Source organism: Limnochorda sp. (assembly GCF_047459355.1).
In the GTDB taxonomy this organism is placed as follows: Bacteria; Bacillota; Limnochordia; order Limnochordales; family Limnochordaceae; genus Limnochorda.
In genome coordinates this window covers 42258-62406 of sequence record NZ_VSCV01000009.1, presented here as the reverse complement: position 1 = coordinate 62406, position 20149 = coordinate 42258, and the positions used below count along the sequence as shown (strand labels likewise).

General features: G+C 71.2%; 19 protein-coding genes and 1 riboswitch. All 19 genes read right to left on the bottom strand.

Annotated elements, in window-relative coordinates; genetic code table 11:
* Positions 1-534: M50 family metallopeptidase (locus tag FWJ67_RS05295; RefSeq protein WP_414482617.1), on the bottom strand; the 534-nt coding region annotated here is incomplete at its 3' end.
* A 45-nt stretch (positions 535-579) separates the two neighbouring features.
* Positions 580-1713, bottom strand: a complete 1134-nt coding sequence (gene rodA / locus FWJ67_RS05290; protein WP_304171332.1) for a rod shape-determining protein RodA — start codon at positions 1711-1713, stop codon at positions 580-582.
* Positions 1714-1731: 18 nt separating this feature from the next.
* Positions 1732-2007: a cell division topological specificity factor MinE gene (minE, locus tag FWJ67_RS05285; protein ID WP_304171330.1), complete on the bottom strand. Its 276-nt coding sequence runs from the start codon at positions 2005-2007 to the stop codon at positions 1732-1734.
* Between the two features lie 20 nt (positions 2008-2027).
* Entirely contained in the window at positions 2028-2843 is an 816-nt protein-coding gene (gene minD / locus FWJ67_RS05280; protein ID WP_304171329.1) for a septum site-determining protein MinD, read from the bottom strand.
* 3 nt (positions 2844-2846) lie between these two features.
* Positions 2847-3494 carry a septum site-determining protein MinC gene (gene minC, locus FWJ67_RS05275; protein WP_304171326.1) on the bottom strand — a complete coding sequence of 216 codons (648 nt, stop codon included), beginning with the start codon at positions 3492-3494 and terminating at the stop codon, positions 2847-2849.
* Positions 3495-3599: 105 nt separating this feature from the next.
* Positions 3600-5462, bottom strand: coding sequence for a penicillin-binding protein 2 (mrdA, locus tag FWJ67_RS05270; RefSeq protein ID WP_414482255.1), 1863 nt, complete (start codon positions 5460-5462; stop codon positions 3600-3602).
* Between the two features lie 42 nt (positions 5463-5504).
* On the bottom strand, positions 5505-6041 hold the full coding sequence (gene mreD / locus FWJ67_RS05265) for a rod shape-determining protein MreD (protein ID WP_304171322.1): 537 nt from the start codon (positions 6039-6041) through the stop codon (positions 5505-5507).
* Between the two features lie 3 nt (positions 6042-6044).
* Positions 6045-6881, bottom strand: a complete 837-nt coding sequence (mreC, locus tag FWJ67_RS05260; protein WP_304171320.1) for a rod shape-determining protein MreC — start codon at positions 6879-6881, stop codon at positions 6045-6047.
* Between the two features lie 67 nt (positions 6882-6948).
* Positions 6949-7953: a rod shape-determining protein gene (locus FWJ67_RS05255; protein ID WP_414482616.1), complete on the bottom strand. Its 1005-nt coding sequence runs from the start codon at positions 7951-7953 to the stop codon at positions 6949-6951.
* 38 nt (positions 7954-7991) lie between these two features.
* Positions 7992-8690, bottom strand: a complete 699-nt coding sequence (gene radC / locus FWJ67_RS05250; protein WP_304171315.1) for a RadC family protein — start codon at positions 8688-8690, stop codon at positions 7992-7994.
* A 34-nt stretch (positions 8691-8724) separates the two neighbouring features.
* Positions 8725-9363, bottom strand: coding sequence for a Maf family protein (locus FWJ67_RS05245; RefSeq protein WP_304171313.1), 639 nt, complete (start codon positions 9361-9363; stop codon positions 8725-8727).
* A gap of 83 nt (positions 9364-9446) precedes the next feature.
* Complete coding sequence (locus FWJ67_RS05240; RefSeq protein WP_304171311.1) at positions 9447-10526, bottom strand: Mrp/NBP35 family ATP-binding protein; 1080 nt, start codon at positions 10524-10526, stop codon at positions 9447-9449.
* Positions 10527-10773: 247 nt separating this feature from the next.
* A complete protein-coding gene (locus tag FWJ67_RS05235; protein ID WP_304171309.1) occupies positions 10774-11835 on the bottom strand; it encodes a FecCD family ABC transporter permease in 1062 nt (353 codons plus the stop codon).
* Positions 11832-12710: a heme ABC transporter ATP-binding protein gene (locus FWJ67_RS05230; protein WP_304171307.1), complete on the bottom strand. Its 879-nt coding sequence runs from the start codon at positions 12708-12710 to the stop codon at positions 11832-11834. The genes FWJ67_RS05235 and FWJ67_RS05230 overlap by 4 nt, the downstream gene beginning before the upstream one ends.
* Positions 12711-12822: 112 nt before the next feature.
* Positions 12823-13008, bottom strand: a riboswitch (cobalamin riboswitch).
* 48 nt (positions 13009-13056) lie between these two features.
* Positions 13057-14055, bottom strand: coding sequence for a stage II sporulation protein D (gene spoIID / locus FWJ67_RS05225; RefSeq protein ID WP_304171305.1), 999 nt, complete (start codon positions 14053-14055; stop codon positions 13057-13059).
* On the bottom strand, positions 14052-14627 hold the full coding sequence (locus tag FWJ67_RS05220) for an SPOR domain-containing protein (protein ID WP_304171303.1): 576 nt from the start codon (positions 14625-14627) through the stop codon (positions 14052-14054). Before FWJ67_RS05220 ends, spoIID begins: the two co-directional genes overlap by 4 nt.
* Positions 14628-14661: 34 nt before the next feature.
* The gene (locus tag FWJ67_RS05215; RefSeq protein ID WP_414482615.1) at positions 14662-16080 is read right to left on the bottom strand and encodes a bifunctional folylpolyglutamate synthase/dihydrofolate synthase; all 1419 of its coding nucleotides are present in this window, start codon (positions 16078-16080) and stop codon (positions 14662-14664) included.
* Entirely contained in the window at positions 16070-18796 is a 2727-nt protein-coding gene (locus FWJ67_RS05210) for a valine--tRNA ligase (protein WP_414482257.1), read from the bottom strand. The genes FWJ67_RS05215 and FWJ67_RS05210 overlap by 11 nt, the downstream gene beginning before the upstream one ends.
* Before the next feature lie 357 nt (positions 18797-19153).
* Positions 19154-20137, bottom strand: a complete 984-nt coding sequence (locus tag FWJ67_RS05205; RefSeq protein ID WP_414482614.1) for a GGDEF domain-containing protein — start codon at positions 20135-20137, stop codon at positions 19154-19156.
* Positions 20138-20149 lie beyond the last annotated feature (12 nt).

The window sequence follows — 20149 nt, the reverse complement described above, 5'->3', positions numbered from 1 at the left end:
CCCCAGCCCCACCCCAGTCCCCACGCCAGCCCCCATCAGCCACCGCCGGGCCACCCCGACGCCCACCCGCCGCTCCAGGGCCACCTCCACCATCCGCCCGCCATCGAGGGGCCCCACCGGCAGCAGGTTGGCCACCAAGAGCCCCCGGTTGGCCTCGTGAAGGCTTCCCCCCCAGCGGCCCCAAGGGCTCTCCGGGCCGGCCTGGCCGGCCAGCCAGCCGCCGGCCAGGAAGAGCAGGAGGCTGACCAAAGGCCCCGCGACCAGGGTGGCCAGCCTCGCCCGGGGGGAGGCCCGCTCCAGACCCGCCAGCTCCGCCACGCCCCCGAAGGGGTAGAGGGTGATCCGCTGGAGCCGCAGCCCGAAAAGCCTGCCCACCAGACTGTGGCCCAGCTCGTGGGCCAGGACGCTCCCGAAGAGCACGACCACCTCTCCCGCCCGGCCGGACACCACCGCCAGTCCCGCCACCAAGACCAAGCTGGGATGGATCACCGGCCAGCGCCAGCCCCATCGGGCCCGAGCTCCTCCCGCCCCCACGGCCGCCCCCCCTTACTGCAGGGTATGGGGCCGCGCCGCCGGGCCTTACTCGTCGAAGAGCAGCTTCTTGCGACGCAGGGAGACGTTGAGGGCCAGCCCTAGGCCGGCGAACATGGTGATCAGGTTGGTCCCCCCTGTGCTGATGAAGGGGAGGGGCAGCCCTGTCACCGGGAGCAGGCCGACGGCCATGCCGATGTTGACCACCGTGTGGAAGAAGACGAGGCCAAAGACGCCCAGGGCCAGGAGGCGTCCCTCCCGGTCCTTGGCCTGCTCGGCGATGACCAGGAGGCGCCAGAGGAGGAGAAAGTAGAGGAAGAGCACGAGGCTCGCGCCCAGGAAGCCCCCCTCCTCACCAATGACCGAGAAGACGAAGTCGGTGTGGCGGGCGGGCAGGAAGGCGAGCTGGGTTTGGGTCCCGGCCAGGTACCCCTTGCCGAAGAATTCCCCCGACCCGATGGCGATCATGGATTGGATCACGTTCCACCCGGCCCCGTACTTCGCCGCCGCCGGGTTGAGGAAAACGACCAGCCGCTCAATCTGGTAATCCTTCAGGATCTCTACCCAACCCAGCCGGCTCACCACCACCGCGGCCACCAGGGCGAGGAGCCCCAGGCCTGCCAGGAGCCCCAGGCGCCACGCGGAGGCGCCCGCGCCGTAGAGCATCACGAAGGCGATGGCGACGAAGGTGAGGGAGGTGCCCAGGTCCGGCTCCAGCAGGACCAGGACCGTGGGGAGGGCGGCCAGGCCCAGGGCGACCCCGATGGCCAGGAAGGTGTCCCAGTCGTCCCGGCGCCCCAAAAGCCAGGCCAAGGCGACGACCGTCGTCACCTTGGCCAGCTCCGAGGGCTGGAAGTTGACGGGCCCGATGACCAGCCAGCGCCGGGCGCCCGAGATGACGGGGCCCGCCACGAGGACGGCCACCAAGAGAAGCAGGGAGAAGCCCAGCAGGTAGGGGGCCCAGGCGACGATCACCCGGTAATCCCACAGGGTGGCCAAGACCATGGCGGCCAGCCCCACCCCCAGCCAGACCGCCTGGCGGATGACGTACTCATAGGGGCTGGAGGCGCCCGGCAGGTTGTGGGTGGCACTGTAGACCACCGCCAGCCCTACCCCCGACAGGAGCAGGGCGACGACGACCAAAGGCCAGTCAGCGTACTTGAGGTACCGCCGTTCGAGCACCGGGCTCCCCCTTCCGGCTCAGCGGGAGACCCCCCCGGCCCCGCGCCGGACCTGGCGGACGGGCACGTTGGCCACCAGCATGGCCTGATCCTGGTTCTGATCCAGATCCACCTGGACCCCTTCCTCGTCGATCTCCATGTACTTGGAGATGACCCCCACCATCTCGTCCTTGATCCGGTTGAGGAGCTCGGGCGAGAGGGCCTTCCGGTCATACATGAGGACGAGCCTGAGGCGATCCTTGGCCGCGTCCTTGCTGCCCCCCGTCCGGGCGCCCCATCTGCGCAGATCAAACATCCTGACGCCTCCCTCGAGGGTTACCCGCTCACCGGCCGGCGGCCCAGAGCCATCCAGCTGCGCAGCCGCTCCAAGAGCTTGCTGTGGCCGTCCAGGGCGACAATGGGCACGTCCTTGCCCAGGAAGCGGTCGACCAGGTTCCGGTACGCCTCAGCACACCGCCCGCGGCTTTGGAGGACCACCGGCTCGCCCCGGTTGGTGGCGACGATAACCGCCTCGTCATCGGGGATGACGCCCAGCAGCTCGATGGCCAAAATCTCGATGATGTCATCAATGTCCATCATGTCGCCCCGGCGGACCATATCGGTCCGGATCCGGTTGATGATGAGGCGGGGATTCCGCAGGTCCCGGGCCTCCAGCATCCCGATGATCCGGTCCGCGTCCCGGACCGCCGCCACCTCCGGGGTGGTGACCACCAAGGCCTCGTCGGCACCCGCCACCGCGTTGCGGAAGCCGTGCTCGATGCCCGCCGGCGAGTCGACCAGGACGAAGTCGAACTCTTCGGCCAGCGCGGCCGTCAGCTCCTTCATCTGCTCGGGGTTGACCGCATCCTTCTCCCGCGTCTGGGCCGCCGGCAAGAGGTAAAGGTTCTCCACCCGCTTGTCGTGGATGAGGGCCTGCCGCAGCCGGGCCCGTCCCTCCACCACGTCCACCAGATCGTAGACGATCCGGTTCTCCAGCCCCATGACCACGTCCAGGTTTCTGAGGCCGATATCCGCGTCGATCAGGCAGACCCGGTAGCCTTCCAAGGCGAGCCCTGCACCCAGGTTGGCGGTGGTGGTCGTCTTGCCCACGCCGCCCTTTCCGCTGGTGATGACTACCACACGACCCGGCATCGCTTAACCTCCTCCTTGGGCCCCAGGCTCGTACGCCTCCACTTGGATCCAGCCATCGACGATGCGGGCCACCTCCGGCCCCGTCGGCACGTGCTCGTCGTCGGGCGAGCGGGCGATCAGGTCCGCGATGCGGAGCTGGGTGGGCTCAAGCCTCAGGGCCCACACCTGCGCGCTCCGGTTCCCGCTGGCTCCCGCGTGGACCACCCCGCGCAGGTGGCCCAAGACGATCACGTCCCCCGTCGCCCGGACGATGGCGCCTGGGTTCAGATCGCCCAAGATCACCACATGTCCCCGATGCTCCACCACCTGGCCCGACCGGATGGTCCCCCGCACCAGGCGGGTCGCCTCCGGATCAACCGGGTGGCTGGCCGGGCGAGGGCGCAAGGGCGTGACCGTCGGGGGCCGCTTCCCCCGGGGCTCCCGGCAGCCAACCTCGGCCACCTCCATGCCGAACTGGGAGGCGACCTCTTCCACCAAGCGCCACTCCATGGGGCTGAGGCTCCGCCCGCGCGTGTCGATCCAGACCCGGCCGCCCTCGAAGAAGCGCTGGTACCCCTCCAAGCGCCGCCGCAGCTCGTCCAGGGCCTCCAGGAAATCGACCGTCTGGTCGAACAGGATGTACACTCCGTCTTTGCCGCCTTTGAAGCGCACGGCCTGCCCCTCAGCTTGTGCCGTCTCCCGTCACCTCGCCCTGCCGCCCTCGTCTCCAGCGGAATGCTCGTCCACCCTTCGGCGCCTTCCCTGCCAGATCCTTCCCTAGGGCAGCGCTCTTCGCCCTTCCTGCAAAGCGAAGTACGCCTCAAAGATGGCCCGCGCCACGGGCGCGGCGGTGGAGCCGCCCCCGCCCCCGTGTTCGATAAAGACCACCACCACCACTTCCGGCCGGTCCGCGGGGGCAAACCCGGCAAACCAACCGTGGACCTCCTTGCCCGGCACCTCCACCGACCCCGTCTTGCCCGCCACCCGGTACTCCCGGGGGAACCCGGCGAAGGCGTTCCGGGCCGTTCCCCGGGGGCCCCGCACCACGCCCTCCATCCCGTCGATGATGGCCTCCCACCAGGCCCTGGGCGCCTCCACCCGGCCCGCCAGCTCCGGCTCGATGGTCTGGACCACCTCGCCCCCTGGGGCCCGGATCTCCCGCACCAGCTGGGGACGGTAGTACGCGCCCCGGTTGGCCAGGGCGGCGAAGGCTTGGGCCATCTGGAGGGGGGTCACCGTGAGGAACCCCTGGCCGATGGCGACATCCATCGTCTCCGACTCAAACCAGCGGCGATCCCCCGGCGGCCGGTCGGCGAACCGCTGGGCCTTCCAGGCGGGATCGGGCACCAGCCCCGGCCGGTCTCCCGGGTGGAGCTGGATCCCCGTCGAGCGGCCGAAGCCGAAGGCCCGGGCCTCCCGGGCGATGGCCTCGATGCCCGCCTGAGCGCCCAGCTCCCAGAAGTAGTCGTTGATGGACTGGGTGATGGCTTCCGTCAGGGAGATGGTCCCCGGGGAGGGGATGCCCAGGGGCACCCACCAGTCGGTCTTCACCAGGCCCCCAGTCCGGGCGTAGCCGTCAGCGTAGAAGGGGGTCCGGGGGGTGGCCGCCCCGGACCGAAGGATGGCCAGGGCCGTGATGGGCTTGAAGGCAGACCCGGGCTGGTAGGTGGCCTGGGTCACCCGGTTGAGGAGCGGCAGGCGCCGATCCTGGGCGAGGGCGGCGTAGTACTCGGCCCGGCTCCTGCCGCTCATCCGTTCGGGGTCAAACCCCGGCTCGCTCACCATGGCCAGAATCTCCCCGGTGCGGGGATCCATGACGATGGCCGCCCCGCCCCCGGCATCGGGGTACCGGCTGGAGGCCGCCCGCTCCGCCACCTGGGCGTGGAGGGCCTGCTCCACCGCGGCCTGGAGCCGGGCATCCAGGGTGAGCACCAGGTTGTGCCCTGGGATGGGGAGCTCCCGGCCCAACACCTGGACGGGCCGCCCCAGCGCGTTCACCTCCAAGGCCTGCCGGCCCGGCCGGCCCCGGAGGAAGGCTTCATAGGTCGCCTCCAGCCCCGTCTGCCCCACCAGGTCCGTCGGCCGGTAGGTGGGATCCTGGCGGAGCTGCTCGGGCGTCACGGGGCCTAAGTACCCCAACACGTGGCTGGCCAGGGCCCCTTCGGGCTTGGGGTAGGTCCTGGCCGGCTCCTGCTCCACCAGCACGCCGGGCAGCTCGTCCCGGTGCTCTTCTAAGCTGATCACCTCGGCCCGGGTGAGGTCCCGCTTGATCCGGATGGGCTCGTAGGCGTACCCATCGGCGGTCCGCAGGGCTTCCAGGATCTCCTCGGGCGTCATGTGGATCAGCTCGCCGAAGCGTTGGAGGAGGTCCTGATCGGTGGGATCGAACCGGCCGGGGAGAACGGAAGCGGTGAAGCTGCTCCGGATGGTAGCCAGGGGCCGGCCGTGCCGGTCCAGGATCTCGCCCCGGGGGGCGGGGATGGGGAGCTGGCGGAGGCGGTTGCTGACGGCGAGCTCCTGGAAGTGGGGCCCCCGGACCACCTGGAGGTACCAGAGCCGGAGGCTGAGAACGACGAAGACGATGGCCGTCACCCAGAAAAGGGTCCGCACCGGCCTGGTCTCTTCCCGTGCCCGCGCCACTCCGTCCGCCCCCTCGGTCCCTGCCGGTGCGGGCGAGGGCCCCTACTCTTCGGGCCGCAACCGGCGACCTTCATCCAAAATGGGCCCCATCCGCCGGATCAGGGCCAAGACCGCTGGCACCAAGGGAACGGCGAGCAGGGCCCCGTACCACCCGGTGGCCAGCGCTGAAAGAAGAAAACCCTCCTGCCACGGTGCCGCCAGGCCGTAGACGGAGGCCCCGGCCACATAGAGCCCCTGCTCCAGGATCGTCCCGAGAAGGACCGCCACGACCGGAACCAGCCAGTTCTCGCTGAAGATCCGCCGGCCCAGCAGGCCGCTGACCCAGCCCACCACGCCCCGGGAGAGCAACCCCAAGCCCACCAGACGCCCCGCCAGAAGATCGACCAGGAGCCCGCCCACACCCCCCAAGACCGCCCCGGTCCGGGGGCCTCCGTAGAGGCCGAAGAGGACGGCGAGGACGGTGACCAGGTCGGGCCGGGCCCCAAAGAGGGTGAAGGTGGGGAAGAAGGCGGACTGCAGGAGCACTGCGGCGAGGAGCATGCCCCCGGCCACCATCAGGCTGCGGTGGTCCCCGTCCACCGGTCACCCCTCCCCTTCTTCGGCCTCCGGCGGCGGCTCCACCAGCACCAGCACCACATCCAGGCGCTTGAGATCGGCGAAGGGGACCGCGTAGCCCGTCTGGCTGAGGCCATACGCCTCGGACTCCACCCGGGTGAGGCGGCCGATGGGAATCCCCGGCGCGTAGATGGAGGAGAGGCCCGAGGTGACCAGGATCTCCCCGGCGCTCAAGCTCGCGTGCGCGTCCAGGGGCCGCACCCGGAGCTCTTCCTCGTAGGAGCCTGTCCCCTCCACCAGGACCAGCTCCCCGCCGGGCTCGGTCCGGGCCCCCACCGCGCTGGAAGTGTGGGTGATGAGGATCACGTCCGCCGTCCGGGCGGTGGTGAGGCCCACCCGGCCCACCAAGCCCTCGGCGCTGACGACGGGCTGGCCCTCCTGAAGCCCGTGGACCCGGCCCCGGTTGATGGTGACCACCTTCAGCCAGTTGTTGGGCGAGCGGGCGATCACCTCGGCCGCCACCCACTCGCCCGGGCGCTCCCGGGCCAGGGAGAGGGCCGCCCGGAGCCGCTCATTCTCCCGCTCCAGCTGGTGGAGCCGGAGAAGATCCTGCTCTAAGGCGGCCAGCTGCTCCTGCAGGTGCCGGTTGGTCTCCTCCAGCCGCCGCCAGCCCTGCACCCGCTCCCAACTGGCCTCCAGCCAGTGGGCGGTCCGGGCCAGCGCCGTCTGGAAGGGGGCCAGCCCCTCCCGGACCACCCACTCCACCGGGCTGAACCGGATCCGGTCGTAGGCGGTCGCGTAAATGGAAGCGCTCACGGCCAGGAGCACCAGAATGAAGGCCGCCACCCGCCAGCTGAACCGCACGGCTCCCCCTCACCTCACGGGCCGGGTCCCCAGGGACCGGTAACGCTGTGGGAGAAGACCTCCCTCTTTACCCTTCGGCACGTCGCGGTCCGGTGGTCACCCGGCTGAGGAGGTCGAAATGCTCCAGGGCCACGCCCGTTCCGATGGCCACCGCGGTGGTGGGGTTCTCGGTGACGTGGACGGGCATCTTGGTCTCCTCCGCGATCAGCCGGTCCAAGCCCTTGAGCAGGGCGCCGCCCCCGGCCATCACGATCCCCTTCTCCATCACGTCGGCCGCGAGCTCGGGCGGCGTCCGCTCCAAGGTCTGACGGACCGCCTCCACGATGGTGGCCACGGGCTCGGCAATGGCTTCCCGGATCTCCTGGGAGGTGAGGGTGATGGTCTTAGGCAGCCCCGTCACCAGGTCCCGCCCCCGGACCTCCATGGTCATCTCTTCTTCGGGAGGGAAGGCGGTGCCGATGGTCTGCTTCACCTGCTCCGCCGTCCGCTCGCCCAAAAGGACGTTGTAGGTCCGGCGGACGTGCTGGATGATGGCCTCGTCCAGCTCATCCCCCGCCACCCGGATGGAGCGGTGGGCGACGATGCCACCCAGGGAGATGACCGCCACCTCGGTGGTGCCGCCGCCGATGTCCACAATCATGTTCCCGGTGGGCTCCTGCACGGGCAGGCCCGCACCGATGGCGGCCGCCATGGGCTCCTCGAGAACCCGGGCATCCCGGGCCCCCGCGGAGAGGGCCGCATCGATGACCGCCCGCTTCTCCACCTCGGTCACGCCCGAGGGCACACCGATGACCACCCGGGGACGGAACAGGCCCCCGCCCTGCATGGCCCGCCGGATAAAGTGGCGGAGCATCTTCTCCGTTGTCTCAAAATCGGCGATGACCCCGTCCTTCAGGGGGCGGACCGCCACAATGTTGCCCGGGGTGCGGCCCACCATCCGCTTGGCCTCTTCCCCCACCGCCAACACACTGCGGGTGTGGGTGTCCAGGGCGACCACCGATGGCTCGTGCACCACCACGCCCCGGTTCTTGATGTAGACCAGGGTGTTGGCCGTCCCCAGGTCGACACCCATATCTCTGTACCTGCCCAGCATCTTCCGGCCCCTTCCCTCTACCGCTCGAGGAGTCCCTTCGCCCGAAAGCTCACGAAGCCTCCCTGGGCGACGATGATGTGATCGACCACCTCGATCCCCAGGATCTCACCGGCCCGGCAGAGCCGGCGGGTCACCCCAAGATCGGGAGCACTCGGTTCGGGATCGCCACTGGGATGATTGTGGGCCAGGATCACCGACGCCGCGCTCCGCTTGATGGCCTCTTTGAAGACCTCCCGGGGGTGGACCGGCGCTGAGTCCAGCCCCCCGACGGCCACCACATGCTGGTGGATCAGCCGATTCCGGGCATCCAAGAGCAGAACCCGGAACTGCTCCCGGTCCAGGTGGGCCATCTCCACCCGCAAGAAAGCCGCCACCCGTTCAGGACGGTCCAAGGTGATCCGGTGGGGCACCTGCCCCGCCAGGCGGCGGCCCAGCTCCACCGCCGCCCGCACCTGAGCCGCCTTGGCCAGCCCAATGCCGGGGACCGCCCGCAGCTCTTCCACGCTGGCCTCGGCCAGGGACCGCCCGTCCCCGAACTGGACCAGAAGGCGCCGGGCCAGCTCCAAGGCCGACTCGGCCTGGCTCCCCGTCCCCAAGAGGATGGCCAAGAGCTCCTGGTCGCTCAGGGCCTCGGCCCCCAGCCGCTGCAGCCGTTCCCGGGGGCGCAAGGCTTCAGGCAACTCCCGGATGGTCAGACGCCGCCTCGTGGCAGGCAAGAGCGTTTCCTCCTTCACGCTCCCCCTGCGAGGCTCACCGGGCCCCCCTGGCCAGCTCCGCCTGGGCCGCCCGGAGCTCCTCCGCCAGGCGGGCCAGGGGCAACCCCATGACACTGAAGAAGCAGCCCTCAACCCGGCTGACAAAGGAGGCCGCCTGCTCCTGGATGCCGTACGCGCCCGCCTTGTCCATGGGCGCCCCCGTGGCCACGTACGCCTCGATCTCCCGGTCATCCAAGGGGCGGAACCAGACCCGGGTGCTCTCGTGGCCCGTCCGCCGCACCCCGGGCCCGACCAAGGCCAGCCCGGTGTGCACCCAGTGGTGCCGCCCGCTCAACAGCCGGAGCATGGCCACGGCCTCGTCCCGGTCCCGGGGCTTGCCCAGGCTCCGGCCGTCCACGTCCACAACGGTGTCGGCGCCGATGACCAGGCTCTCAGGATGGTCCCGGAAGACGGCCTCCGCCTTGGCCAGGGCCAAGCGTTCCACCCGGATCTCGGGCGGCGCCTCGGGAGCCACCTCATCTTCAGCGACGTTGGCGGGGATCACCTGGAAAGGGACGCCCAACTTCTCCAGCAGCAGCTTCCGGCGGGGAGAGACAGAGGCCAGGATGATCCGGGGCTGCTCCCCGTGCCGAGCGCCTTCTGTCCCCGTAGCCAGGGCGTTATATTCCACCATCTTGCGTGGATCTCCTTGTCTCCTCGTCGTTGCCACAAAAAGGGCTGGGCACCCCTGCCCAGCCCCATCCAGCCCCGCGGGCCTCACCCTTGAGCCGCTTCGACCCGGCCCGGGCTCGGCAGCGCTTCCACCAGTTTCCGGCCCAGGTCCGCGAAGACCTCCCCGATGACCGGATCGGTCAGGGCCGCCGGCGTGCCGACGTCGCCCCCTTCCCGCACGCTGAGGGTCATGGGGATCTTGGCCAGAAGCGGCACCGCCAGCTCCTCCGCCAGCCGCTGGCCGCCCCCTTCTCCGAAGAAGGCCGTCGGCTCGCCGCAGTGCGGGCAGATAAAGGTGGACATGTTCTCCACCACGCCCAGCACCCGCTGCTCCGCCTTCCGGGCCATGTGGGCCGCCCGGCTCGCCACCCCGGAGGCGACCGTCTGGGGCGTGGTCACAATGACCAAGCCGGCCTTGGGCATGAGCCGGGCCACGTCCAGAGCCATGTCGCCCGTGCCCGGCGGCAGGTCGACCAGGAGGTAGTGGGGCTCGCCCCAGAGAACGTCGGCAACGAACTGGTTCAGGACCTTCCCCAGCATGGGCCCCCGCCAGATGATGGGGGTTCCCTCATCGACGAAGTTGCCCATGGAGATGACCTTCACATCGTGGGCGACCATGGGGATGATCTTGCCGTCGACGACGGTGGGCTGCCGGCCCGAAAGGCCAAACATACGCGAGATGCTGAACCCATAAATGTCCGCGTCGAGGAGGCCCACCTCATAGCCCAGCCTGGCCAGGGTGACGGCCAGGTTGGCGGTGATGGTGGACTTGCCCACCCCGCCCTTGCCGCTGGCCACCGCGATGATCTGGGTCTGGGACTCGGGGGCCAGGACGGGCGCCCGTTCCACGGTGTTGTTGAAGAGGTTGGCCCGCTCCTGGGGATCCATCTCCACCAGCTCGACCACCACCTCGCCCACACCGGGCATCCCCGCCAGGCGCTCCTTCACCATGCCCTCGATCACCGCCTGGAGCGGGCAGTTCATGGTGGTCAGCTTGATCTCTACGATGACCCGGTCGCCGTCGGCCTCCACCCGGCCCACCATGCCCAGGTCGCTCAAGGGGCGCCGCAGCTCAGGCTCCCGCAGCTCCCCAACCGCCTTCCGTACCGCCTCCAGATCGACCAACGAAACCCCTCCCTACAGCCTCGGCCGGCCGTTCCCATTCTAATGGTTCCTGGGATCCTTGCCAAGGACGAGGCGCTCTCGGATGGCTGGCTGCCGCGCCTTTCCCATGGGGCTGGGGCTCCTCGCCAGCGGGCGCTGGCTCCACCTTCCCGACTCTGCCGGCCCTTGAGGTCGCCGGGCGAGGAGACCCAGCCCCAGAGGGACCGTGTCGCGACACCCTGGCTCCGGAGACCGGTCGGCCCGCCCCCTACCCCAGCCCAGCCCGGTACCGCCGGAGGAGCCAGAGGAAGAAGGGGACGCCGGCCAGGGCGGTGACCACGCCCACGGGGAGCTCGACGGGGCTGAGGAGCATGCGGGCCAGGGTGTCGCTGGCCACCAGGAGCGCGGCGCCCAGGAGGCCGGCCAACGGAATGAGGAGCCGGTGGTCGGGGCCGGTCACCAGCCGGACCGCGTGGGGCACGATCAGCCCCACAAAGCCGATGACGCCCGCGGCGGAGACGGCGGCCGCGGCCATCACCGACGCGGTGAAGAGCAACCGCCGCTGAACCCGCTCGGGCTCCACCCCCAGGTGGTAGGCCGCGTCCTCGCCCAACAAGAGCACGTTCAGCTCCCGCGCGTGGGCGAGGGCGAGGAGGAGCCCGCCGGCGACGTAGGGAGCCACCTGCCCCACCTCCCGCCAGCCCGCGCTGGCCAGGCTCCCCAGGAGCCAGAAGAGGGCCTTGTCCGCACTCTCCCGGTGGAGGGTGAGGAGGAGGGAGACGATGGCCGAACAGAAGGCGGAGACGGCCACGCCCGCCAGGAGGAGGGCCGTGAGGGGGGCCCGGTCGCCCACCCGGGCCAGGCGGTAGACGGTCACCACCGCCGCCAGGGCGAAGAGGAGGGCGACGGCGGGCACCGTGTGGTCGCTCAGCCAGGGCACGGCCGGGGCAAGGGTGACGGCCAGGACGGCCCCCACGGACGCGCCGCCCGAAACGCCCAGGATGTAGGGGTCGGCCATGGGGTTGCGGAAGAGCCCCTGCAGGGTGGTGCCCGCCACCCCCAGGGCGCCTCCGATGAGGACACCCAAGACCACCCGCGGCAGGCGGACCTGGAAGAAGATCACCTCGTAGCTGGCTGGCCACGTGGGCTCGAGCCGGAGCCACCCCAGGCGCCGCAGGGTCATCTGGGCCAGGGTGCCCGGGCCGATGGCGGCAGGCCCCAAAGCCAGCGCGGTGATGGCGGCGCCGGCCAGGATGGCCAGGGCCAAGGCAACGGCGACGGCGGGGCTGGGGCTGAGCCTGGGGCGCGGCTGAAGATCGGCCGGTGTCACGCCGTTCCCTCCTGGGCGGCCCCAGGGGCCTGGACGGTGCCGCCCGCCTCGCCGCCTTCCAGCGGGAGGAGGTGGACGGCCGGGGTCTCCACCGCCGGATGACGGCCCAACATCACCCGGGTTCCGTAGACTGCTTCCAGGATGGGAACGGCCAGCACCTGGGCCGGCGGGCCATCGGCCACCACCCGGCCCCCGGCCAGGAGGACCAGGCGGGGGGCGTAAAGGCTGGCCAGGTTCAGGTCGTGGAGGACGGCCACCACCGTCACCCCTTCCTCCCGGCAGAGGCGGGCCAAGAGGTCCAAAACCTCCACCTGGTGGCCGATGTCCAAGTGGCTCGTGGGCTCATCCAGGAGGAGGAGCTGGGGCTCCTGGGCCAGGGCCCGGGCCAGGACCACCCGCTGGCGCTCGCCCGCGGAGAGCTGGTTGAAGGGCCGTCCCGCCAGGTGGACCACCCCCGCCCGGCCCATCGCCTCCCGGACCTTCCGGCGATCGGCGGGCCCTTCCCGCTGGAAGCGCCCCAGGTGGGGCGTCCGGCCCATGGCGACCACCTGTTCCACCGGAAGGGCGAACGGCGCCGGCTCTTCCTGGGCGACCACCGCCACCCGGCGGGCCAGCGCGGGAACGGACCACTGGGCCAAGGGCCGGCCCCACAGGTGGATCTCGCCACCCCAGGAGGGGAGGCGCCCGGTGATGGCCCGCAAGAGGGTGGACTTGCCTGAACCGTTGGGACCGATGAGGGCCACCAACTCGCCCCGCTGGACGACCAGGGAGAGGTCGTGTAAGACGGTGGTGCCGCCGTACCCGGCGGTCAGCCGGCGGATGGCCACGAGCGGCCGGTCGGGCGTGAGGCGTTGGTCCTGGAAGGTCTGGCGCACCGGGATCCCTCTTTCCGCGCGCCCTCAAGAGAAAACCCGGCCTGCAAGCCGGGGGAAGGAACCAGGGCCCGACGGGATCCGGCTCAGACGGTTCCCCCATCCCTCGGAGGGCGTCGTCTGATGGGCGCGTGGCAGGTCTCCTGGCTCCCGGATCATCGCCAGCCCTCACCTTCCCCAGCTCCAGCCAGGTGGTCTGTCGAGGGGGGCTCCCCGGTCACAGTGGCGGGGCCGCTCGGGATTCCCACCCGATTCCCTATTCTCCGCCCCGGAGGGCGGCACCCCGCGCCCGTCTTCCATGCTCTTGTCCATCATACGGCCGGTCCCCCGGCCCGTCAATGGACCCCCGTCACCGGCCCCCTCCGTCGCCCGGCCAGGTGGTGAGCACCGTTCCCGGATAGTAGTGGGCCAGGATCTCCCGATAGGTCCGGCCGGCCCGGGCCAGCCCGTCCGCCCCGTACTGGGACATGCCCACGCCGTGCCCGTAGCCCCGCAGCAGGAATCGGGCGCCGTTCCCCTCCCAGATCACCTCGAACCACGTCGAGGGCAAGCCCAGGGCCTCCCGGATCTGGCGTCCCGTGTAGATCCGAGAGCCGTACTGGACCCGTTCCACCCGGCCCGAGGGGTACCGGCTCAGCACGAAGAGCGGCGGCTCCTCGCCCCGCCACTCCAAGGGACCCAGGCGGCCCGCCAGTTGGGCCCGATCGATGAACCGCTCCGTCTGGGCGTAGGGGCCCCGGGCGCCGTAGGGGTCGTAAAGGCTGACCAGGTACGGCAGCGCCTCCCGCCAGACGTTCTCCGACGCCTCGGTCTGGCCGCCGCTGGTGGAGTGGTACGCGGCAAAGATGGGCTCGCCCTGGTAGGTGAGGATCTCGCCCTCGGTCGCCAGGACCGCCTCGGCGATCTTCCGCCAGGCGAAGGGATACCGCCACCAGCCCCAGCGGCGCCGCAACGCCTCCTGGGAGCTCCACGCCTGGTCCCGGGAGGCCTGGTCGGTCAGGGCCGTCCCGTCGGTGGCCCTGGGTTGGACGAGGCTCCGCACCGCCAGGGTCCGGGCGGCGACGGCCTGGGCCTTCAGCGCCTCAGGATGGAAGGTGACGGGCATCTCCGCGGCCACCACCCCGGCCACGTAAAGCTCCAGGGGGATGGCCTCCACCTGGCCCAGGTCGCTCCGCCAGAGGGCGACCGGCGGTCCCTCCAAGGGTGGCAGGGGCGGCCAGAGCGCGGTGAAGACGGCCAGCCCCAGGCCCAGCAGGAGGCCGGCCAGGGCCACCCACCCGTAGACCGACCGGGAGGCCCGGCGGGCGGCCGCTCGCAGGCGGACGGTGGTGTTGGCCAGGCGGCTCATGGCGATCGCTGGATGAACGCGTCCGGGTAGCCCGCCGCGCGCAGGGCCTCCAGACGGGCGGCCGCCCCCGCCTCGCTGCGGAAGGCGCCCGCCTGGACCCGGTAGGGCGGGCCCGATGTGATGCTGGCCTCGAAGCCCTGGGCCTGCAGCTGCTCCACCAGCGCTTGGGCCCGGTCCCGATCCATGAAAGCCCCGACCTGCACCCGGTAGAGGCCGCCGGAGCTCTCTCCGCTCCCGCTGGACGGCGCCGACGAGGCCGGCGCCGGGGCCGGGGCGCTCGACGACGGGGCACTCGAGGAAGAGGTGGTTGAGGCGGGCCGCTCCTGAGTCCGGGCCGCGGGCGTGGTGGCCGGACTGCTGACGGCCACCGAGGATGGCGGCGGCGGTGAAGAGACCAGGGTCTCCCCCACCGACGGCTGGGGCATGGTCAACAGCGAGATCAGGTAGTAGCCCAGGCCGTATCCGATGGCCAAGGCCACCAAACCGACCAAGGCCACCTGCAGGCGGAAGGGAATCCCCCGACGTTTGGGCCGCCGCACCCGCCGGGTCGCCCCGTCGCGTTCACCTCTCATGCCTGTTCCCCCCGCCTCTTACTTCCCTAGCCGGTCAGGCGCTCCTGCCGTGGAACCATCTTTCCCCCGAGGCCAGCCGGGCCTTCACCTCGCCCACCAGATAGAGGGAGCCGCAAAGGCAAATCCAGTCGCGGGGCCCCCGCACCCGGTGGGCCTGGCGGAGCGCAGCCACGGGATCGGCGACGGTCCAGACCTGGGAACAGTGAGCCCGGGCGGCCGCGGCGATCCGTTCGGGCGCCAGCGGAGGCAGGCGGCCCTGCCCCGTTTGGGTGACCACCACCCCCGCGGCCAGGGGGGCCAAGGCCGCCAGCATGGCATCCACCGGCTTGTCTTCCATGCAGCTGAAGACCAGGTAGAGGGAAGGCCTCTCCCCCTCCCCGGCCCCGGGGCCGAAGCAGGGAGCCAGGGCCTGGGCCAGCGCCCGGGCCCCTTCAGGGTTGTGGGCCCCGTCGAGGATGAGCCGTCCCGGGACGATCTCGAACCGCCCGGGCCAGCGCAAGCCCCGCCAGCCCTCCTCCAGCCAGCGGACCGCCTCCCGCTCCCAGGCCACCGACTGCCCACCCTCGGGGTCCCCCCGCCGGGCGGCCAGGGTGAGCACCGCGGCGGCGGCCACCGCGCCGTTGAGGGCCTGGTGGGCCCCACCCAGGGGCAGCTGGAGCTGGTGGGTGCTGCCCCAGGGGGTCGCCACGCGGAAGCGGACCCGCCCCAGCTCCACGTCGTCCACCTGGTAGGCGAAGGCGCCGGGCCCGCGGCCCTCCACCACCCGGACCACCGGCGCGCCCACCGCCTCCGCCTGGGCGAGGAGCACCTCCAAGGCCTCGGGCGGCTGGGGGGCCAGAACCACCGGCCGGTCCGCCTTGATGATCCCCGCCTTCTCCCCCGCGATGGCGGCCAGGCTGCCCCCGAGGACCTCCATGTGATCGTGGCCGATGGGGGTGATCACGGCCAGCTCCGGCACCACCAGGTTGGTGGCGTCCCAGCGGCCGCCCAAGCCCGTCTCCAGGACCGCCCACGCCACCCCCTGGCGGGCGAAGTGGTCGAAGGCGATGGCCGTCGCCACCTCAAACTGGGTGGGTCGGCCCACCTCCGGGGTGGCGGCCGCTCGCTCGGCCAGGGGGCGGACCCGCTCCACCCCCTCGGCCAGCGCCTCATCGCTGATGGGCTGGCCGTTCACCCGGATCCGTTCGTGGAAGCGGACCAGGTGGGGCGAGGTGTACAGCCCCACCCGGAAGCCCGCGGCCTGCAAGGCGGCCGCGATGGCCGCAGCCGTCGAGCCCTTGCCGTTGGTCCCCGCCACATGGATGCTCCGGAAGGCCCGCTGGGGCTCGCCCAGGCCCTGGGCCAGGAAGGCGATCCGCTCCAGCCCCGGCCGGGAACCGAACCGGGCCAGGTCGGCCAGGTAGGCCAAGGCCTGGGCCGCCGGCCCGGTCTCCGCCACCGGTTCATGCCCCATGGGCGCCGTTCCCACCCGCGCCCGCCCGCTCCAGGGCGGCCAGCTGGTCAAGCAGCTTGGCCTCCTTGGCCTCCGCCTCGGCCAGGCGGGCCTCCTGCTGCTGGACCACGTGGGCCGGCGCCTTCTCCTTGAAGCCGGGTCGCTCCAAGAGGGCCCGGGCCCGGGCGGCCTCCTCCCGGGCGGCGGCCAGCTCCTTCTCCAGGCGGGCCCGCTCCTTCTCCAGATCGACCAGACCCGCCAGGGGGAGGTAGATCTCCACCCCGCCCGCCACCGCGGTGACCGCCGCCTCCCGCTCGGGCACCGCGCCGCCGGGCGCCACCAGCTCCAGCCGCTCCAGCCGGGCCAAGGCGCGGATCTCCCGCTCCATAGCCTGAAGGGCCTCCAGAAGGGCGGGCTCCGCCCGAAGGACGGCCGTCACTCTCCGGGAAGGCTCCACGCCCCGCTCTGCCCGGAGGTTCCGGATGGCCCGGATCACCTCCAGCACCCGGCCCACCTGCTTCTCCGCCTCGGGATCCTCCAGGCCCTGGGGCCGGGGCCAGGCCGCCCGGGCCAAGGTGGGGCCATGGACAGGCAGGCGCTGCCAGATCTCCTCGGTCAGGTAGGGCATGAAGGGGTGGAGGAGGCGGAGGCTTCCGTCCAGGACCGCGAAGAGGGTGGCCTGGGCAGCCCGGCGCTGGCGGGCCGCCTCGCTCTCCGGATCATCGCCCCCCTGGTAGAGCCGGGGCTTGACCAGCTCAATGTAGGCATCGCACAGGTCGCTCCAGATAAACTCGTAGAGGACCTGGGCCGCCTCACCCGGGTCGAACCGCTCCAAGAGCCGGTGGACCTCGGAAGCCGCCCACTGGTACCGGGACAGAATCCAGCGGTCGGCCAAGGTGAGGGCCTCCCGCTCCTTCCAGGCCTGCAGGCCGTCAGGCGACCCGGCCAGGGCTTCCAGGGCCGCCCGGTCGGCATCGGCCAGGTTCAAGATGGCAAAGCGCGACGCGTTCCAGACCTTGTTGGCGAAGTTCCGGGCCGACTCCACCCGATCGGTGCGGAAGCGGAGGTCGTTACCGGGCCCCACCCCCTGGACCAGGCTGAACCGGAGCGCGTCGGCCCCGTACTCGGCGATGACCTCCATGGGGTCCACACCGTTCCCCAGGGACTTGCTCATCTTCCGGCCCAGGCTGTCCCGGACGATGCCGTGGATGAGCACGGTGGGGAAGGGAGGCTCGCCCATGAACTCGATCCCCATCATGATCATCCGGGCCACCCAGAAGAAGATGATCTCGTAGCCCGTCACCAAGAGGTCCGTCGGGTAGAAGCGGCGCAGGTCCGGGGTGTCGTCGGGCCAGCCCAGGGTGGCGAAGGGCCAGAGGGCCGAGCTGAACCAGGTGTCCAGCACGTCCGGATCCTGCTCCAGCCGCTCCGACCCACACTCGGGGCAGCGGACCAGATCCTCCTCGGACGCGCTCTGGGTGCCACAGGCCTGGCAGGTCCACACAGGGATGCGGTGGCCCCACCACAGCTGGCGGGAGATGCACCAATCCCGGACGTTCCGCATCCAGTGGAGGTACATGCGGGTAAAGTGCTCGGGCACGAAGCGGACCCGGCCTTCCTCCACCGCCCGGATGGCCGGCTCGGCCAGGGGCTTCATGCGGACGAACCACTGGCGGGAGACCAGCGGCTCCACCACCGTGCCGCACCGGTAGCAGCGGCCTGGGGCATGGCGGAGGGGCTCCTCGCCCACCAGGAAGCCGCCCGCCCGCAGGGCCTCCAGCACCGCCTGCCGGGCCTCCTCCCGGGTAAGGCCTTGGAAGCGGCCCGCCTCGGCGGTCATGCGGGCATCCTGGCCGATCACCTGGATCTGGGGCAGGTTGTGCCGCTGGCCGATCTCAAAGTCCGTCGGGTCGTGGGCCGGCGTCACCTTGACCGCGCCCGTCCCGAAAGCGGGATCCACCGCCTCGTCGGCCACCACCGGGATCTCCCGGTCCATCAAGGGCAGCCGCACCCGCCGGCCGATCCAGGCGCGGTACCGCTCATCCTCGGGGTGGACGGCCACCGCGGTATCGCCCAGCATGGTCTCGGGCCGGGTGGTCGCCACCCGGATCTCCCCCTCCCCTTCGGCCGCCGGGTAGCGGAGGGTCCAGAGGCGCCCCTCTTCCTCCTCGTGCTCCACCTCGATGTCCGAGAGGGTGGTCTGGCACCGGGGGCACCAGTGGACGATGTAGTCCCCCTGGTAGATCAAGCCCTTCCGGTAAAGGTGGACGAAGACGTGGCGCACCGCCCGGGAGCAGCCCTCATCCATGGTGAAGCGCTCCCGCTCCCAGTCGCACGAGGCGCCCAGGCCCTTCAACTGCTCGAGGATCCGCCCGCCGTAGTGGTGCTTCCACTGCCAGACCCGCTCCACAAAGGCCTCCCGGCCCAGATCATGCCGGCTGAGCCCTTCCTTGGCCAGCTCCTCCTCCACCCGCACCTGGGTGGCGATGCCCGCGTGGTCCGTCCCCGGCAGCCAGAGGGTCTCCTTCCCCTGCATCCGGTGCCACCGGGCGAAGATGTCCTGCAGGGTCTGGTCCAGGGCGTGGCCCACGTGGAGCACCCCCGTCACGTTGGGCGGGGGGATGACCATGGAGAACCGGGGCTTGTCGCTGTCGACCCGGGCATGGAAGACCCGGTTCTCCTCCCACCAGCGGGTCCAGCGCTCCTCCGCCTGGCGGGGGTCGTACCGGTGGGGCATGGCCGCCGGACCGGCCTCGGTCTGGTTCGCGGCCAGCGGCTCCTCACCGCTGGTCGTCTTGGATTGGGCACCGTGCGTCGCCATACCATCCACTCCTCACAAGAAAAAAGCCCTTCCGTCCAAGGACGAAAGGGGCAACCTTCCGCGGTACCACCTTGCTTCCCGCCCCGCTGGGCGGGCGCTCAGATCGCTGTAACGGCGCGACCGGCCGGGCCTACCGCCGCGCTTCGACCCGGCAGCTCAGGGGCGACCTTCGGCACCGACCACCCAGGAGGCCTTCCAGCCTACGAGCCTCCCTCTCTAGGGGCGCTTCCGGCGCCTACTCCTCCCCGTCCTCGCTTTCTCCGCTCTCCCAGGTTAGCGATATTCTACCGACCGCCTCCTCGGGGTGTCAAGCCCGGCCCCATCCGCTGGGGGAGCCGGGTCATGGCGGGGGGCGTCGGCCTGGGGAGCCGACTGGGACCTGGCCTCTTGGGCGTTCGACGCGGGGCCCAGCCAGTACCACTGGCCATCCCGGCGCTCAAAGCGCTGGAGGCCCTGATCCGTCTCGAAGAGAAACCGCTCCGCCCCATCGGGCTCCGCCGGCTCGTGGGCCACCAGGGCCCGGACGCGGAAAAGCTCCTCGCCACTCCAGAATGAGGCGGGCAGGAGGTTCCCCTGGCGGAAGCCCGGAACGGCCAGACGCCGGACGACCGGCTCCGGGGGCTCCCAGCGCGGTTCCGGCGGCCGGTGGCAGGCGGCCGCCACCTCAGCCGCCTCCGGCCCCAGGCGGGCGGCGGCGACGATCCGGTTCTTCCCTTGGGCCTTCGCCACCCGCAGGGCGATATCGGCCCGTTGCACCAGAGTCTCCGGATCGCTCCCGTCGGCTGGGAAGCTGACCGCGCCGCCGCTGAAGGTGATGGTGAGGCAGCCGTCGAGGAACGCCCGCTGGGCCACCTGGCGCTGGAGGCGCTGGCCCACCTCCAGGGCGGCTTCCAGGCCCGTCTCGGGCAAGAGGAGAAGGAACTCCTCGCCCCCGTAGCGGAAGACCACGTCCATGGCCCGGGCGTTCTCCCGCAGCACCTGGCCGAACTCGGCCAGCAACCGGTCCCCCGCCGGATGACCGAAGCGCTCATTCACCGATTTGAAATCGTCCAAATCGAGAAACAAAAGACTGAACGACCGGTGGTACCGCTGGGCCCGGTTCAGCTCCTCGACGAGCCGGACTTCCAGGTACCGGCGGTTGTAGAGCCCGGTCAGCTCATCGGTCAGGATCAGGTGTTGCAGGCGCCCGATCTCGTGGCGAAGACGGGTCAAGGTCTTCTCCACATCGTTCAGCAGCGCCTGGAAATCACCCGACATCGATTGGGGCCT